This window comes from Arthrobacter sp. G119Y2 (genome assembly GCF_038069765.1).
Taxonomy (GTDB): domain Bacteria; phylum Actinomycetota; class Actinomycetes; order Actinomycetales; family Micrococcaceae; genus Arthrobacter_B.
This window is the reverse complement of sequence record NZ_JBBPFS010000009.1, coordinates 35,134-51,126: the sequence shown is the minus strand read 5'-3', so window position 1 is coordinate 51,126 and position 15,993 is coordinate 35,134. Positions and strand designations below refer to the sequence as shown.

General features: G+C 65.9%; 13 protein-coding genes. 6 read left to right on the top strand and 7 right to left on the bottom strand.

The annotated features are described in order from the left end of the window. Positions 1–71: 71 nt before the first annotated feature. On the bottom strand, positions 72–1,757 hold the full coding sequence (locus tag WKB88_RS16520) for an FAD-dependent monooxygenase (protein ID WP_341395648.1): 1,686 nt from the start codon (positions 1,755–1,757) through the stop codon (positions 72–74). Between the two features lie 162 nt (positions 1,758–1,919). Between WKB88_RS16520 and speB the strand changes: the two genes are divergently transcribed. Both speB and WKB88_RS16510 read left to right on the top strand, forming a co-directional pair. Beyond that, on the top strand, positions 1,920–2,888 hold the full coding sequence (speB, locus tag WKB88_RS16515) for an agmatinase (protein ID WP_341395647.1): 969 nt from the start codon (positions 1,920–1,922) through the stop codon (positions 2,886–2,888). 83 nt (positions 2,889–2,971) lie between these two features. Then, on the top strand, positions 2,972–4,636 hold the full coding sequence (locus tag WKB88_RS16510; RefSeq protein ID WP_341395750.1) for a thiamine pyrophosphate-binding protein: 1,665 nt from the start codon (positions 2,972–2,974) through the stop codon (positions 4,634–4,636). Positions 4,637–4,651: 15 nt separating this feature from the next. Here the strand turns inward: WKB88_RS16510 and WKB88_RS16505 are convergent, their stop codons facing one another. Next, entirely contained in the window at positions 4,652–5,296 is a 645-nt protein-coding gene (locus tag WKB88_RS16505) for a hypothetical protein (protein WP_341395646.1), read from the bottom strand. Then, positions 5,293–5,535 carry a hypothetical protein gene (locus tag WKB88_RS16500; RefSeq protein ID WP_341395645.1) on the bottom strand — a complete coding sequence of 81 codons (243 nt, stop codon included), beginning with the start codon at positions 5,533–5,535 and terminating at the stop codon, positions 5,293–5,295. The genes WKB88_RS16505 and WKB88_RS16500 overlap by 4 nt, the downstream gene beginning before the upstream one ends. A 150-nt stretch (positions 5,536–5,685) precedes the next feature. Between WKB88_RS16500 and WKB88_RS16495 the strand changes: the two genes are divergently transcribed. Both WKB88_RS16495 and WKB88_RS16490 read left to right on the top strand, forming a co-directional pair. Then, positions 5,686–6,192 carry a MarR family winged helix-turn-helix transcriptional regulator gene (locus WKB88_RS16495; protein ID WP_341395644.1) on the top strand — a complete coding sequence of 169 codons (507 nt, stop codon included), beginning with the start codon at positions 5,686–5,688 and terminating at the stop codon, positions 6,190–6,192. 129 nt (positions 6,193–6,321) lie between these two features. Continuing rightward, a complete protein-coding gene (locus WKB88_RS16490; protein WP_341395749.1) occupies positions 6,322–8,082 on the top strand; it encodes an MDR family MFS transporter in 1,761 nt (586 codons plus the stop codon). Positions 8,083–8,258: 176 nt separating this feature from the next. On the opposite strand, the gene WKB88_RS16485 is transcribed toward WKB88_RS16490, so the two are convergent. From WKB88_RS16485 to WKB88_RS16475, 3 genes are all read right to left on the bottom strand, one after another. Further along, on the bottom strand, positions 8,259–9,482 hold the full coding sequence (locus WKB88_RS16485; RefSeq protein WP_341395643.1) for an FAD-dependent oxidoreductase: 1,224 nt from the start codon (positions 9,480–9,482) through the stop codon (positions 8,259–8,261). Beyond that, positions 9,479–10,198, bottom strand: a complete 720-nt coding sequence (locus WKB88_RS16480) for a class I SAM-dependent methyltransferase (RefSeq protein WP_341395748.1) — start codon at positions 10,196–10,198, stop codon at positions 9,479–9,481. Before WKB88_RS16480 ends, WKB88_RS16485 begins: the two co-directional genes overlap by 4 nt. Before the next feature lie 74 nt (positions 10,199–10,272). After that, positions 10,273–11,529 (bottom strand): type III polyketide synthase, encoded by a 1,257-nt coding sequence (locus WKB88_RS16475; RefSeq protein WP_341395642.1) that lies wholly within the window; start codon positions 11,527–11,529, stop codon positions 10,273–10,275. 242 nt (positions 11,530–11,771) lie between these two features. Here WKB88_RS16475 and WKB88_RS16470 point away from each other — a divergent pair, with 242 nt between their 5' ends. Both WKB88_RS16470 and mmsB read left to right on the top strand, forming a co-directional pair. Continuing rightward, a complete protein-coding gene (locus WKB88_RS16470) occupies positions 11,772–13,217 on the top strand; it encodes an MFS transporter (RefSeq protein ID WP_341395641.1) in 1,446 nt (481 codons plus the stop codon). 94 nt (positions 13,218–13,311) lie between these two features. After that, complete coding sequence (gene mmsB, locus WKB88_RS16465) at positions 13,312–14,220, top strand: 3-hydroxyisobutyrate dehydrogenase (RefSeq protein ID WP_341395640.1); 909 nt, start codon at positions 13,312–13,314, stop codon at positions 14,218–14,220. An 85-nt stretch (positions 14,221–14,305) separates the two neighbouring features. Here mmsB and WKB88_RS16460 read toward each other — a convergent pair whose 3' ends face one another. Beyond that, on the bottom strand, positions 14,306–15,982 hold the full coding sequence (locus WKB88_RS16460) for a RecQ family ATP-dependent DNA helicase (RefSeq protein ID WP_341395639.1): 1,677 nt from the start codon (positions 15,980–15,982) through the stop codon (positions 14,306–14,308). Positions 15,983–15,993 lie beyond the last annotated feature (11 nt).

Genomic DNA, 15,993 nt, shown 5'->3' with positions numbered 1-15,993 from the left:
GCTAACGGCTTATGCCGGGCGGCACTCAGCCCCTGCCAAAGACAATCTAGCCCTGCGAGGCGGCAACCGGCTTACGCCGGCTGGTACGCCTGCGACGGGGTCGTGATCCGGTTGAGGTAGTCCACGGCGCCGCTGATGTCGGTGCCCGGGGAACGGAACCCAATGTGCCCGTCCGGGCGCACCACCAGCAGTTCGGGGCGGCGAACGCTCAAACCCAGACGTTCGAAGGCCAACCCGCTGATGTCCTGGATTTCATTGGGGCTGGCTGCTGCCAGCCGGCTGCCTACATTCAGGCGCTGGACGCTTAGCCACGGGGACAGGCGTCCCAGGGCGTCATGAAGCCGAAGCTGCGTGTCAGCCGGCCACCCGCGGCCGCACAGGAGGATGTGGAATCCCGGAGTCGCCAGGATCTCGTGGAGCCGCACTTCTCGGCCGTGAGCCAAAACCACGGCATCGGGCAGGCGGTCTCCTGCTTTCGGGCCGGCGGTCAGGAATGCCGGCAGCCGGGAACCGGCCGTGTCCACCATGTCGCTGCCGCGGTACTGGGTGTCGAGCTGGGAGACCGTCCGGAAGAGACGGGAGCGCAGGGCTTTTGACCCGGAAGCCTTGGGCGCGAGGGCAGGCAGAAGTTTGGTGCGGGGGAGTTTCAGCAGCCCGCTGCGGCTGGAGGCCAGCCGGAAGACGCGGTCGGTGAAGTGCAGGATGCCCTGCCCCACCGGGCGCCGTTCGGCGTCGTAACTGTCCACCAGTTCGTCCGAGGCCAGGCCGCGTGCACCCAGCGATAGTTTCCAGCCCAGGTTCAGTGCATCCTGGATGCCGGTGTTCATGCCCTGCGCCGCCACGGGGGAGTGGACATGCGCGGCATCGCCGGCGAGGAAAACCGATCCGGACTGGTAGTACTCGGCAATCTGGTGGGAGAGGTTGAAGGTGCTGACCCACTGCGGATCCTTCAGCGTGAGGTCGCCTCCGGTGAACTTGTCCGCCATCGCCTGAAGCGTTGCCAGAGTCGCTTCGGAGCTGTCACCGTGCTCTTTCATGCCGACCAGGCGCCAGGTGGCCGGGCTGCCCAGCGGGAAGAGCATCATGAAGCCGTCGTCGTTGAGGTAGGAGTGGACGACGCCGGGCTCCGCGCCGTCGGCTTCAAGATCGGCCAGGACGAAGGTTCCGGGGTAGCCGCTGCCGCGCCAATCCATACCCACCTTGGACCGCACCGTGCTGTGGGCGCCGTCGGCACCAACAACGTAGCGGGCACGGACGCGCTCGATCCCCCGGTCCAGGCGCTGGATCTTGGCTTCCATGCCGGCGAACGGATCCTCGGGGTCCAGCCGTTCCAGATCCTGCAGTTCGGCGCCGCGTTCCACGCGGATACCCCGGGAGCTCAGGTAGGAAACCAGGGCGCGCTCGGTCTCGGCCTGGGAGAGGAAGAGCAGGTGCTGGTATTCGGAGTCTTCGATCCCGGCGTCGGACAGGTCCACGGGAATGGTCTGCTCGGGCAGGTGCAGATGCAGGCCGCGCGCCGGATGGCCCGCGGCGGCGAGGCCGGCGCTGACGCCGAACGGCCGGAGGGCTTCGAGAGTGCGGGGCTGCAGGGCAAGCGCCCGGGAGTGCTCGTTGCGGTTGAGCTGGCGGTCGATAATGCGGAAACTCGTGCCGAAACTGCTCAATTGGGCCGCAAGGGCCAGTCCTGTTGGGCCCGCGCCCACGATCAGGACGTCGACGTCGTAGTTATTGTCCGCACTGTGCTGATGAGCCGCCATAGTCACAGCCTAGTCTTGACCTGAGCCCCGGTTCCACTTTAGCCTCAGGGGAAACACTTAATGCCTATGAGGCAACCTGCTCCAGGCCCGGTAATTAGGCCGTTTAGCCGCTCCCGCAGGTTGTCCCGCAGCGGCGGAACCGCGAACCTGGAGAAGACTCATATGCGGAATCCCCCGCGGATCACTGTCAACGGAAACCTTGGACCCATCGACGCGTCACTGGTGCCGCGCTATGCCGGGCCCGCTACGTTCGCACGCCTGCCGCGCCTGGACCAGGTGCAGTATGCGGATGTGGCAGTGGCGGGAGTTCCCTTTGACACCGGGGTTTCTTTCCGGCCCGGCGCCCGCTTTGGCGCCAACCATGTTCGGGAAGCCTCCCGGCTGCTCCGCCCCTATAACCCGGCCCTGGATACTTCGCCCTTTGAGAACCTGCAGGTGGCGGATGCCGGTGACATGGCCGTGAATCCCTTCAACATCGACGAGGCCATAGAGACCATTCAGGCCAATGCCATGGACCTGACCGAGAACGGCACCAAGCTGCTGACCCTGGGCGGTGACCACACCATTGCCCTGCCGCTGCTGCGGGCCGCTTCCGAGCGTGCCGGCTCTCCCGTGGCACTGCTGCACTTCGACGCGCACTTGGACACCTGGGACAGCTACTTCGGAGCCGAATACACCCACGGCACTCCGTTCCGCCGGGCGGTGGAGGAAGGCATCCTGGATACCGAGGCCATCTCCCACGTCGGCACCCGCGGCCCCTTGTACGGTAAGCGCGACCTGGAGGACGACCGGCGCTTCGGCTTCGGCATCGTCACCTCCGCGGACGTCTTCCGGCAGGGCGTGGATGAGGTGGTGGCGAAGCTTCGGGACCGGATCGGAAACCGGCCGCTGTACATCTCAGTGGACATTGACGTTCTGGACCCGGCCCATGCACCGGGCACCGGCACTCCGGAAGCCGGCGGGATGACCAGCCGCGAACTGCTGGAGATCCTGCGCGGGATGCGCGGATTGAACCTGGTGGGGGCCGACGTCGTCGAGGTGGCGCCGGCGTACGACCACGCCGATATCACCGCGGTGGCTGCCTCCCATGTTGCCTACGACCTGATCAGCCTGATGGGACTGCCGGAATGAGCGCGGCAGGACGGCCCGAAACAGTGCCCGGCGGCGCCACCTCGGTGCCTAATATCCGGGACGAGGAAACAGCCACCGCGGTTATGCCGGAGGCCGGGGCCGCGGTGCGCAACGGCGGGGACCTGGTGATCGAAACGCTTTCAGCGCTCGGCGCCACCACCGTGTTCGGAATCCCCGGACAGCATGCCCTGGGGCTCTTTGACGCGCTGTCCCGCTCCGACCTGCGGTTCATCTCCTCCCGGGTGGAAAACAATTCTGCTTTTGCCGCTGACGGCTTCTCCCGTGCCACGGGCCAGGTGGGGGTGCTGTTTCTCTCCACCGGTCCCGGCGCACTGACCGCGCTGTCCGGACTGCAGGAGGCCTACGCCACGGGCGTGCCGATGGTGGTGGTGGCCAGCCAGATCCCCATCGAAGGGCTGGGGGCACGCCGTCGCGGAATGCTGCACCAGCTGGATGACCAGAAGGCCTCGGCGGCGAACGTCACCAAAAGCCAGCGGTTGATCCAGCACGCGTCCGGCATTCCCTCGGCCATCCAGGATGCGTGGACGGAAGCCATCTCTTCACCGATGGGACCGGTGTGGCTGGAAGTGCCGCAAAATGTCCTGCTGAACCCGGTTCTGGTGCCGGCGGTGGAAGATGCCCTGGCCGAACCGTTTGATAACCCGCCCCGCACCGAACTGGTCAAGGAAGCCGTGCGCTGGCTCGCCGCGGCGGAACGTCCGGCAATCATCGCCGGCGGCGGAACCCGCCGCGGCGGCGCGGAGGAGGATCTGCTGGCACTGGCCGAAAAGCTGCGCGCGCCGGTGATCTGCACCCCCGGCGGCAACGGCGCCTTCCCCTGGACCCATGAACTGTCCCTGCAGTCGTGGATCGAGGACCGCTACACCACCGAGGTCCTTGAGGACGCCGATGTGCTGCTCGTCATCGGATCTTCGCTGGGTGAGGTGACCTCCAACTACTTCACTCTGAAGCCCCGCGGCAGGATCATCCAGATCGACGCCGAACCGCGGGTGCTGGAATCCAACCAGCCGGCGCTGGGCATCCGGGCGGACGCCGGGCAGGCGCTCGGAGCACTGGACCGTGCCCTGGGACAGGCTCTTGGTTCTTCGCCCGGCAGCGCGCCGGACTGGCACGGCAAGAGCCCGGAACAGGTCGTGGCCGCCACTCTGGCGAAGGTTTCCGCCCGGCTGGACAGCCAGGACCTGGGGATGGAGCGGGCGTTCATGGCCGACATCCGCGCTGCCGTCCCCGCCGGCATGCAGACGTACTGGGATATGACCATCGCCGCCTACTGGGCCTGGAGCTGCTGGGACGCGAAGTCCGGACAGTTCCACTCCGCCCAGGGCGCCGGCGGGCTGGGCTACGGCTATCCCGGGGCCATCGGCGGCGCCGTCGGGCTGGGCGAGCGGGTGCTGGCCGTCTCCGGGGACGGGTCAGCCATGTATTCGATTGCCGAACTGGCCACCGCCCGGCAGCATAACCTGCCGGTCACCTGGCTGATCGTCGACGACGGCGGCTACGGGATCCTGCGTGAATACATGGTCGAAGCCTTCGGCAAGGCCACCGCCACGGAACTTGCCGGCCCTGACTTCGTGAAGCTGGCCGAGTCCTTTGGCGTCCCTGCGCGGCGAACTGCGCCGGACGGTGTCCGGAAGGCGCTGGAGGAATCGCTGGCCGCCGAGGGCCCGAACGTGGTAGTGGTGGAAGCAACAATTGGCCTGTTCGCCCCGACTCACCTGGCGGCCTGACCCGACGCCCGGGGGTCAGGCTTCGGGACCTTCCGGCTGCAGCGGGCGGATGTAGAAGCAATCCGGGAAGCGGGTGGCTGCCGCCTGCCAGCCGTCCCTGGCTGACGGCATCGGCCGGGCGGAGAGTACCGAGACCCGTTTGATCTCCCAGGGGCGGTCGTCCCGTTCGAGCACGTGTTCACCGTGCAGGGCACGGATGAGCCGCCAACCCTGCGAGCCTGCCGCGGCCAGGTGGTGCATTTCCTCGCTGCGGCTGACCGGACCGAGGATCCGGGTGGCTCCGTGGCGGGCTTGGCCGGATACGCCCCCGGAAACGCCCGCGGAAACACCATCAGATGCACTGACCGGAAGATAGTGCGGATCGAAACGCTGCTGGACAGCCTGCCGAGAGGTGCCCAGAGTTTTGCCTATTTTCGCCCAGCTCACGCCGGCATCATGGGCAGCCCGCACGGCCTGCCCCTGCAGGTCGGTGGAAATCCGTACGAGGTCGTGGCAGGCCGCGACGGCGGCGAGCAACTGCTCCGTGGCTGGGGGAGCGTCCGCCGGGGGAGCGTCGGCTGAGGGAATGGCGTGAGAGGGAGTGTCGGGCAAAACGGCGCCGTAACCGGCAGCGAGCCGGGACAGCTCGACGGAAAGCTGTGCGTCGGAGCGGGTGCTCATGGGGTCTCGTCGTCGCCGGGGCGCCAGGAGTCGGGACGGGAGGCGGCCGCTGACCGCTGAAGGTGATTCACCAGAAGCCAGGCAATGCCGGCGACGACGGCGATCCACCCGGCGATGCTGACAATCAGGCCGGGAATGCCCATGCCGATGAGGGCTCCGACCGCGCCGAGCACAAGGCCGGTGAAGATAACGGCGAGGAGCAGTCTTCGCGTTGCTCGTACTTTCGATTCCGGATCCATGCACGCAAGGCTTTACTTGCCGGTCCCAGCACGTGAGCGAAACCACCGTCCTTTCCGCATTTTTTTATGCCTAGTTGGTTGACTCAGGCAAGTAACCCGGCTTATTGTTGCCTGAGGCAAATAATTAAGGCACTTCCAGACAGGTGTTTCGTGTCCGTTAACCAGCAGACTGCTGAAGAATTAATCACCCAGGTGTATCGGCTGCAGCGCCAACTGCGCTGCGTCGCGCAGCGCAGCACCGACCCCCGCGGTCCCGGCACTGCGTTGCTGGCGGTCCTGCGCCTCATCGGAGAACAACCGGAAATCCGTGCAACGGAATTGGCGGGGAAGCTTGGCATCGGGGCAGCCGGCCTGAGCCGGCACCTCTCGGAACTCGTGGAGATGGGGTATGTGTGCCGGCGGCCCCACCCCGAAGACGGGAGGGCATATCTGATCAGCCTCACCCCGGCCGGAAGCCGCGCGGTCACCGAAGATATGCACCGCCGTTCTGAACTGCTGCAGCACATGCTGGATGACTGGACCAATGAGGAAGCCGCCCTGGCCAGTGATTCCCTGGCCAAGCTGGCCGACACCCTGCATACATCGATCCGCGATACATCCATCCGCGCAATGAAGCCGGGTACCCATCCAACGCCCACCCCGGCAGGAGAAAACTAAGTGACAGAGCCGCAAAGATCCGCCACCGCAAAGAACCCGGTGACCGCCGGGAACGCCGGCAAGTCCGGCAAAGACCCCAAGGTTCGCAGGAACGGCAAGCCCGCACGCCAGGCCCAGGTCCCCGGTGAAATGAGCCACCGGCAAATCCTGCAGGCACTGACCGGCCTGCTGGCCGCCTTGTTTACGGCCATGCTGAGCACGACAATCGTGGCCAACGCACTGCCGACCATCATGGCCGACCTGCACGGAACGCAGACCGATTTTGCCTGGGTCGTGACCGCGGCGCTGTTGGCCAACGCCGTTTCCACTCCCATCTGGGGCAAGCTCGCTGACCTGTTCAGCAAGAAACTCCTGGTCCAGCTGAGCATCATCATCTTCGTGATCGGCTCCGTAGTGGCCGGGTTTGCCGACAACATGCCGGTCCTGCTGATGGCACGGGTCATCCAGGGTCTTGGCATGGGCGGGCTGACCGCGCTGGTGCAGGCCGTCATCGGCTCGATTATTCCGCCCCGCGAACGAGGGCGGTACTCCGGCTACATGGGCGCCGTGATGGCCGTGGCAACCGCCGGCGGCCCCCTGCTCGGCGGCTTCATCGTGGACAGCCCGCTGGGCTGGCGCTGGACCTTCTTCCTGTGCGTGCCGCTGGCCGTCGTCGCACTGTTCCTGCTGCAGGTCACCCTTCGCCTGCCGCACACCCGCCGCAGGGTCAGCATCGACTGGCTGGGTTCGATCCTGCTCACCGCAGGCGTCTCCCTGCTGCTGATCTGGGTCTCCTTCGCGGGCAAGGCCGGCTACTACGAGTGGATGTCCTGGCAGACCGCTGCGATGGTTGGAACCAGCGTTGTGCTCCTGGCACTGCTGGTCCTGGTGGAATCCAAGGTGCGTGAACCCATCATCCCGCTGAAGATCATCCGCGAACGCACCACCGCACTGTCCATTGTGGCTTCGGTTGCCGTCGGCATCGCCATGTTCGGTTCCACCACTTTCCTGGGACAGTACTTCCAGATTGCCCGCGGCTACAGCCCAACTGAGGCCGGCCTGCTGATGCTCCCGATGATCGCGGGAAACCTGATGGGTTCGGTGGGATCCGGACAGCTCATCAGCCGTTTCGGCAAATGGAAGCGGTTCCTGATCGCCGGCACCATCATGGTCATAGCCGGCACCGGACTGGCCGGAAGCATGGACCACGAAACCGACATGCTCCTGGTCAGCCTGTACATCTTCGTGCTCGGTTTGGGCATGGGCCTGTTGATGCAGAACCTTGTCCTGGCTGTCCAGAACACGGTCAAGGTCTCCGAAGTGGGATCGGCCAGCGCTTCCATTGCGTTCTTCCGGACTGTTGGCGGTGCCGTGGGCGTATCCGTCCTGGGTGCCGTCATGTCCAGCGCCGTCAGCAGCCGGGCGGCCGACGGCATGCGGGCGGCCAATATTCCGGTGACCGACGGCGGAGCCGGTGATTCGCTGGATATCGCCGGACTGCCCGGCGCAGTTCAGGGCATCTTCCGTGCCGCCTACGGTGACGCCACGGCAACCATCTTCCAGATAGCCGCCGTCATCTCCGTCGTTGCGCTGATTGCCGTGCTTTTCATCAAGGAACAGGTGCTGCGCCGCACGCTGGATATCCAGCCGACCGCCAAGATGCCGGCGGAGCCGGGCCTGACCGGAGGATCCGAGATGATGAATTCCGGTCCCCTGTCCACCGTTCCTGCTGCCTCCGCTGTTCCCTCCGGGCCTGACGGCGGCGCGCGGCCCGGTGGAGAAGAGCAGCCGGGCGAAAAAGTGCGGCCCGACGGCGGCGCGCGGCCCGGTGGAGAAGAGCAGCCGGGCGGGGAAGTGCGGGACCGCACGACTGCCGGTGCCCGGCATGGAAGCTCCAGCACCGGAAACTGACAGGACAACCAAACTGACAATCAAACTGAACTGACAAGACACCTAAATCAAGACACCTAGATTGATCAAAAAGGGGCTCCGGCCCGGCTCCCGCCGCGGGACCGGGCCGGAGCCCCTTTTTAAATTGCCCCGCACCATGAACCAGCCAAGGCGCCTCAGCGGGCTCGAACCGTCGGCTACTGCATAGTGAAACGGCGGGCCACCAGATTGCCTGCCGCGGGCACCCGGAAGAGAGCGGACAGGCCGGCGTTGCGGGCCGCGAGCAGAGGGGGCGCCAGCGGCCGGCCGAGCACCATATTCAGCTGCGCCTGAAGGGACGCGACAACCGCGGCCCGGCGCCGGCTCCGCCCGAAGTCCGCCAGTGCCGCACCCACATCATCTCCGCGTAGGGACCCAACGATGATCGGTGCCAGGGCAGCGGCATCCAGCCAGCCGAGGTTCATGCCCTGCCCTCCGATGGGACTGACCTCATGGGCTGCATCGCCGATGAGAACGGTGCGGCCGCGGACGAGGTCGCGCGCCAGTCCCGTGCGCACCGAAAACGCGCTGAGCATGGTGTTCGACGCCGGATCCGGGCAGGCCCCGGTCCGCTCGGCCACCAGAGCTGCCAAGTCACCGGCCGTGGCCCCGGCCAGCAGGCTGTCAGTGTGCGCGACCCAGCGCCGGACACCGCCGGGCAGCGGAAAGGACTCCACAATGCCGCCGGACTCCAGATACAGCACGCCCACCGGGCCGTCGCCGGTGGAGTCTTGAAAGTCGCCCATTAAGTAGGTGTCCGGCAACTCCCGGGTCCGGCAGGGCGTGCCCAGCAAACGGCGCACCGGGGAACGCGCGCCGTCGGCCGCCACGGTAATCCTGGCGGATGCCTCAAAAGCCGTACCTGTCCCCGGCTCCCCGGCCCGGCCGGCCGTGCCGGACAGCAGGACCCGGCCGGCCGTGCCGGACAGCAGGACCCGGCCGCCGTCGTCGTGCAGTCCGTCCACCTTCGCTCCGCGCACCAGGGCGTGCGGATCCAGTTCCAGCAGCCGGGCTTCCAGGATCGCTTCGGTCCGCAGCTGCGGAAGGGTCAGGACATACGGAAACCGTGCCGACGCAGCCGAGAAATCCACTGCTGCCACCGGCCGGCCGCTGCTGCGGGCCTCGCCGCGCCGGATCTGCACCCCTTCGCTGCTCATCGCCTTCGCCACACCGGCAGCGGCCAGGGCCTCCAGCGCCGGGGGATGGATGCCGATGGCCCGCGAGTGTGCGGATCGTTCCTGCCGCTGTTCGAGCACCTGGACACTTACTCCGGCCTGGGCCAACAGCACGGCGAGGAAGACGCCCACCGGCCCGCCGCCCACCACCGCCACATCGGTGACGGGCCGGGGCGCGACGGCGGGAGGCAGCGGCAGCGCGGTCATCCGTTGTCTCCCGGCGTTGTCCGCATCAGCAGGTTCTGCCACGGACGCTGCTGCAGGCAGCGCCAGCCGGGCGGGGCAACGGCTGCCAGTTCCGCCGCGGTGTAACTGCGGCGGATGGAGGTGAGCCCGTCCTGCCGGATAAAACTCCCGGGAAAAAACGGCAGGGTTCCGGCGGAGAAAAGGGCATAACCCCAGCGGCTGCGCTCAATGTCGCCGTGCAGGCTCAACCGCCGGCCCAGTACCTCCGAATCTGCGAGCAGCACGGAGAACTCCCCGTCGGTGAGGTGGTGCAGGACGTGGTTGGAGATGACGACGTCGTACGTCCGGCCTTCAGCGACCAGCTCCGAACTGAACGCCCGGCGGAAACTAAGCCCGGGCAGCGCCGGACGCGATGAAGCGAAGGCGTGCGCGCGCGGATCGGGATCGATCCCGGTAATTTCCAGGCGCAGACCGTCGCGGCGTGCCCACCGGGCCAGCATGCGCGGCACATCACCGCCGCCGGAGCCGATGTCCAGCAGCGTGTTGGTGCGGCCCGAGTCGAACTGCGGACGCAGGTAACGGACGTAGTTGCGCCTCCAGCCGGACACCACCGAATTGATGAGCCAGAACTGGGCATAGGTACGCCGGAGCTTCTCCGGATCACAGTCCGGCCGGTCCATCTCCTCCACGGCCGCAGGATCCCGTTCCGCCAGGGACCGGAGCTGCGGCGGTGTCAGCCGCCGGGCAAGGGGACCTTGCGTCAGGGAGCCGCGCGCCGCGGAGCTGTGGGGCGCCGGGAAGGGTTTGCCGCTCACACGCCCGCCGGTGCCGGCACCGCTGCCGTTTCCGGTGCCTGTGCCGTTCCGTGGGCCATTGTTCGTTCCTCCCCCTGCACTTCGGCCTGCTCGCCGGCCTGTTCGCCGGCGCTCGCGTTCACCGGCCCGCCGACGCGGGTGAAGAGGCCGGTTTCCACGGTCAGGCCCGGACCGAAGGCCATGGAGCAAATGCGCTCGTTGCCGCCGCGGAAGGGCTGGTCCAGGATGTGCTTGAGCACAAACAGCACGGTCGCACTGGACATGTTGCCCCAGTTGCGCAGGGTTTCACGGGCAGGAACCAGCTGTTCCTCGCTCAGGTCGAGCTTGGCTTCGACCTTGTCCAGGATGCTGCGTCCGCCGGGGTGGATCGCCCAGTGCTCGATGTCGCGGTACGGCAACCCGGCAACGGAGGGATCACGGGCGAGCAGCGGCTCGAGGGCCCCGACAATGTGGTCGTCGATGATGTGCGGAACGTACGTCCCGAGCACCATTTCGAAGCCCTCGTCCCCGATGTTCCAGGCCATGGATTCCTCGCCCACCGGGGTCAGCACGGTTTCGAAGTGGTCCAGCTGGATGCCGGGGGCGTTGCCGGGCAGGTCGCGGGCGGTAATGACGGCCGCGGCGGCGCCGTCGGCGAAGAGCGAGGAGCCCATGATGGTGTCCGGATCATTAGAGGTACGGACGTGCAGGGAACACAGTTCGGCGCTGACCACGAGAACTACTGCTTCAGGATCGGCATCGCAGAAGGACTTGGCTGCCCGCATCGCCGGAAAAGCCGCGTAGCAACCCATGAAGCCCAGATGGAACCGCTGCACCGAGGCGTTGAGGCCCAGAGCCCTGACTACTTTGTAATCCGGACCGGGGTTAAAGAACCCGGTGCAGGAGACGGTAATAACGTGGGTGACGTCTTCGGGGCCAATGCCCTCGCACGCGTCAACGGCTTTCTGGGCTGATTCAATGAAGAGTTTTGTGGCTTCGGTGGCAAAAATATCGTTTCGGGTTTTCGTGCTGGGACTGAGCATGTTGCCGGATGCCGAATCAAAGAAAACGGGATTGTCGGACCGGTAGGACAGAGAAAGTTCGGAAAGGGCGGTGCGCCGGGTGTCGATGGCAGCGGAATTGAAACACGTGGCCACGAGCCTTTGGCCCAGCCTGGTGAGGCCGGGCTGGGCGGCGAACACATCACGTGCTTCGGTTTGGACCAGCACAGTGGGGGGAACAGCAATTTCCAGAGATCTGAGAGTAACCGTCATAGTCCATTCTTAGGGGAATGTTCTGTAGGACACAATGCCGGGGCCGGCGGTGAACTACCCGCCGGCGCAGGCAGCCGCCGACTGCGTGCGCAGACCCCGGCCCCGAAAATCAGGCGCGCCGCGCACTTGTAAGGCGTTGAACAGGCCCCGGTATGCCGCCATACTCTAAGCATCATCAGCTGCCCCGGCAGTTTGTGATGCTTACGTTTTATGTCAACGGAGACATCATCAGGAGCATCCCCATGAGCACAGGAATTCCCCGGCAGGACGGATCACCGGCGGCCCGCGGCAAGCAGGCGGCCCCGGAGGGACTGAAGAAAGTAGTGGCGGCCTCCATGGCCGGCACTGTCGTTGAGTGGTACGAGTTTTTCCTTTATGCGGCTGCTTCCACGCTGGTTTTTGCCAAGTTGTTTTTCCCTAATGCCAACACCGAGCTGGACGGGATCATCGCGGCCTTCGTGACCTACGCCGTCGGTTTTGTGGCCCGGCCCATCGGCGGGATCGTTTTTGGACACTTTGGTGACAAGCTGGGCCGCAAAAAGCTGCTCCAGCTCAGCATCATCCTGGTGGGCGTCTCAACGTTCCTGATGGGGTGCCTGCCCGGGTTCAACGAGCTGGGGTACTGGGCTCCGGGACTGCTGGTGCTGCTGCGGTTCATCCAGGGTTTCGCCGTAGGCGGTGAATGGGGCGGCGCCGTCCTGCTGGTGGCCGAACACAGCCCCAACAAGTCGCGCGGCTTCTGGTCCAGCTGGCCGCAGTCCGCGGTGCCGATGGGCAACCTGCTCGCCACCGGAGTGCTGTTCATTCTCTCCTCCACGCTGTCCGAAGCCGCCTTCCTGGGCTGGGGCTGGCGGATTGCCTTCTGGCTCTCGGCAGTGATTGTGCTGGTGGGTTACTACATCAGGACCAAGGTCAGCGACGCACCGATCTTCCTGGAAGCCCAGAAGGAAGTGGAGCAGGAAGCCAAGGGCTACGGGGTGATCGAAGTTTTCAAGCGGTACCCCCGCGGCGTCTTCACCGCCATGGGCCTGCGGTTTGCCGAGAACATTCTGTATTACCTTGTGGTGACCTTCTCCATCACCTACCTCCGGCTCGTCGTCGAGGTGGACACGTCGCGGATTCTGCTGCTGCTGCTCGTTGCCCACTTCATCCACTTCTGCGCGGTGCCGCTGGTGGGCCGCATGTCGGACCGGCTGGGACGGCGTCCGGTGTACTTCGCCGGCGCGGTCCTGGGTGCCACTTGGGGCTTTTTCGCCTTCCCGATGATGGACACGGCCAATGACCTCGTGATTCTGGCGGCCGTGACGATCGGATTGCTGTTCCACGCGCTGATGTACGCCGGACAGCCGGCCATCATGGCGGAAATGTTCCCCACCAGGATGCGCTATTCCGGTGTTTCCCTGGGGTACCAGGTGACGTCGATCGTCGCCGGTTCACTGGCGCCGATCATTGCGACGTCTCTGCTGGAGCGGTACAACTCCTCAACCCCGGTGGCGATCTACCTGCTGATCGCCTGTGCCGTCACGGCGGTTTCCGTACTGGTGCTCAGGGAAACCAACGGCATTTCCCTGCAGGACGTGGACGCGGCCGACGCGCAGGGGACGGCGGACCTGCTGGCGGCCTCCAAGAGCGCCGATGCTGCCCGTACTGAGGCCTCCAGCGCTGACACCGGGGGAGAACGAAAGTAGCACTTACCCGCCCCCGTCACCTTCGGGCGGACTGCCATTCTGATTTTTACAACGTGCACCTCCAGAGGTGCCGCACAAGCAAGGGAGCTCGATCATGGCTGCAGTGGGATGGATTGGTCTGGGAAACATGGGCGGCTTCATGTCGGCCAACCTGGTGAAGGCCGGACATACCGTCCGTGGATACGACGTGAATCCGGCGGCGGTGGCCGCAGCACACGAGCACGGAGTGGAGTCCGCGGGCAGCATCGCCGACGCGGTGTCCGGCGCCGACGTCGTCTTCACCATGCTTCCCAAAGGCGAACATGCCAGGGCCGTATATCTGGGGGAGGACGGGGTGCTGGCGTCCGCGGACACCCGAACCCTGCTGGTGGATTCGTCAACCATCGACATTGAATCAGCCCAGGAGCTGCACAAGGCTGCAGCTGCTGCCGGCTACCGCTTTGTGGACGCTCCCGTCTCCGGCGGAATCAGCGGTGCCGAGGCCGGCACCCTGACGTTCATGGTGGGCGGCGAAGCCGATGCCGTGCGGGATGCCGCCGGCTACATCGATCCGATGGCCGGCAACATCATCCCCACCGGGGGAGCCACCACAGGCCAAGCTGCCAAGATCTGCAACAACCTGATGCTGTTTATCAACCTCGCCGGCGCTGCCGAGGGTGCCGTCCTCGCCGACCGCCTGGGCTTGGACAAGCAGGTCTTCTGGGACATTGCCTCGGTATCGTCGGGGGACAGCTGGGCGCTCCGCACCTGGTACCCCATGCCGGGAGTCGTAGCAACGGCGGCGTCCAACAACGACTTTGCTCCGACGTTTACCGCCGAGCTGGCCAACAAAGACATCAACCTTGCCATCTCAGCTGCCCGCGATACCGGAACGCCGCTGGAAATCGGTGAACATGTCCAGCAGCTCTTCCAGCGTCTGGTGGATTCCGGGCAGTCGTCCCGGGACTGCTCCATGATCGTCCGGCTGGTGGACGGAACGCTGGCGGCTGACACCCGAACCTGACACCCTAACCTGACACCCGAACCTAAAGTGGACACCCGAACCTGAGTCGGGTGCTCCGTCCGGGTGTCGTCGCTGCTGGGTTTCCTCAGTCCTCGGCGACGGCGCCCGCCGGCTTGAGCAGGTCCTTTTCCAGTACGAGGTCCAGCGAGAGCGTCTTGTAGCCCTCGCTTTCGAACAGCACGGTGACGGTGCCGTCGTCGTAACTCATCACCATGCCGGGGCCCCACTCGCTGTGGGCAACGGGCGACTGCAGGGGAAAGGGCTTTGCCTCCGGATCCTGGGCGGGCTCAGGTTTCCCCGCGGGGGCGTCACCCTGCGCTGCGGCTTTTTCGCAGTTATCGCAGTTGTCGCAGGGCCCTCCGAGCTGCTCGCCGAAATAGCCCAGCAGGAACTCCCGCCGGCAGCCGGTGGTCTCGGCATACTGCCGGGCCATGTCCACGCGGGACTGGTCAATGTTCTCCCGGCGTTCGGCAAAGGCGACGGCAGCCTCAACGGCTTCTTCCGGGCTCATGGTCCCGGCCCGGTAGACGCCGGAATCCTCCGTCACTGCGCCCGACTCCCGGAGCAGGTTCAGCAGCCCGCCCAGCTTCCGGGAGCTGATTCCCAACTCGGTGCGCAGCTCCGCGGGCGTGGCGCCGCCGTCGTGAGCCCGCAAAACTGCCAGCAGCTGCCCCAGCCCGTCCGCATCCGGAGTCTTGCTGGCGAAAAACCGGCGCAACCCCAGGTCTTCGGGCCGGTAGTGCAGGACGGCGTAGGCCGGCTCGCCGTCCCGTCCGCCGCGGCCGATCTCCTGGTAGTAGCTGTCGATGGAGTCCGGGATGGCCGAATGCACCACAAACCGGACATTCGGCTTGTCGATCCCCATGCCGAATGCGCTGGTGGCGGCAACCACGTCCACCTCGTCGTCGAGGAACTTCCGGTGGACCTCTTTGCGGTCCTTGGCACGCCGCGACGAATGGTAGGACTCAGCACGCATGCCCCGTTCTTCCAGCCCGGCAGCGTAATCCTCGGTCTCGCGCCGGGTGGCCACGTACAGCAGCCCCGGGCCGGGCAGCTCCGGCACCGTTTCGAGGACGGCACGGCGTTTGTCTTCGGCAGAGACATGCATCTGCACGGCCAGGTGCAGGTTGGGCCGGTCGAACCCGTGGGCCAGGACCAGCGGCTCCCGCAGGTTTAGCGAGGCGATAATTTCGCTGCGCACCGGAGGTGCGGCTGTGGCCGTCAGGGCCAGGACGGGGCACCCCAGAGCCTGGACCAAGGTGCCGAGCTGCAGGTAATCGGGCCTGAAATCATGGCCCCAGGACGAGACGCAGTGCGCCTCGTCGATGACAAGGAGCGAGACATCCAGTGCTGCGAGCCGATCCGCGACTTCCTCCCGTGCCAGCTGCTCCGGCGCAAGAAACAGGAACTTGGCCCGCACGGTTTCATCCGGGTTCTCGGCCGCCGCCCAGGCCTCATCAATGGAGCCCTGCGCCTGCGTGGAGTTCAGGACGTAGGCCCGCACCCGGCCGGCGGCCTCATTGATGGCGTCAGCCTGGTCGCGCTGCAGGGCGATCAACGGGGAAACGACGACGGCGACCCCGGGAAGCGTCAACGCCGGCACTTGATAGATGCCGGATTTCCCGTAGCCGGTGGGCATGACGCACAGGACATCCCGGCCGCCGACAACGGCTTCCATCGCGTCCAGCTGTCCGTCCCGGAACGTGTCCCAGCCGAAGATGTCTACAGCGGTCTTCAGCAGGTCTTTGCGTGTAATGGTCATGGAACCCCTTG

What these genes read in the sequence shown, in the direction of transcription:
- WKB88_RS16520 (WP_341395648.1), bottom strand. Translation starts at nt 1,757, where the DNA reads ATGGCGGCTCATCAGCACAGTGCGGACAATAACTACGACGTCGACGTC.
- speB (WP_341395647.1), top strand. Translation starts at nt 1,920, where the DNA reads ATGCGGAATCCCCCGCGGATCACTGTCAACGGAAACCTTGGACCCATC.
- WKB88_RS16510 (WP_341395750.1), top strand. Translation starts at nt 2,972, where the DNA reads ATGCCGGAGGCCGGGGCCGCGGTGCGCAACGGCGGGGACCTGGTGATC.
- WKB88_RS16505 (WP_341395646.1), bottom strand. Translation starts at nt 5,296, where the DNA reads ATGAGCACCCGCTCCGACGCACAGCTTTCCGTCGAGCTGTCCCGGCTC.
- WKB88_RS16500 (WP_341395645.1), bottom strand. Translation starts at nt 5,535, where the DNA reads ATGGATCCGGAATCGAAAGTACGAGCAACGCGAAGACTGCTCCTCGCC.
- WKB88_RS16490 (WP_341395749.1), top strand. Translation starts at nt 6,322, where the DNA reads ATGAGCCACCGGCAAATCCTGCAGGCACTGACCGGCCTGCTGGCCGCC.
- WKB88_RS16485 (WP_341395643.1), bottom strand. Translation starts at nt 9,482, where the DNA reads ATGACCGCGCTGCCGCTGCCTCCCGCCGTCGCGCCCCGGCCCGTCACC.
- WKB88_RS16475 (WP_341395642.1), bottom strand. Translation starts at nt 11,529, where the DNA reads ATGACGGTTACTCTCAGATCTCTGGAAATTGCTGTTCCCCCCACTGTG.
- WKB88_RS16470 (WP_341395641.1), top strand. Translation starts at nt 11,772, where the DNA reads ATGAGCACAGGAATTCCCCGGCAGGACGGATCACCGGCGGCCCGCGGC.
- mmsB (WP_341395640.1), top strand. Translation starts at nt 13,312, where the DNA reads ATGGCTGCAGTGGGATGGATTGGTCTGGGAAACATGGGCGGCTTCATG.
- WKB88_RS16460 (WP_341395639.1), bottom strand. Translation starts at nt 15,982, where the DNA reads ATGACCATTACACGCAAAGACCTGCTGAAGACCGCTGTAGACATCTTC.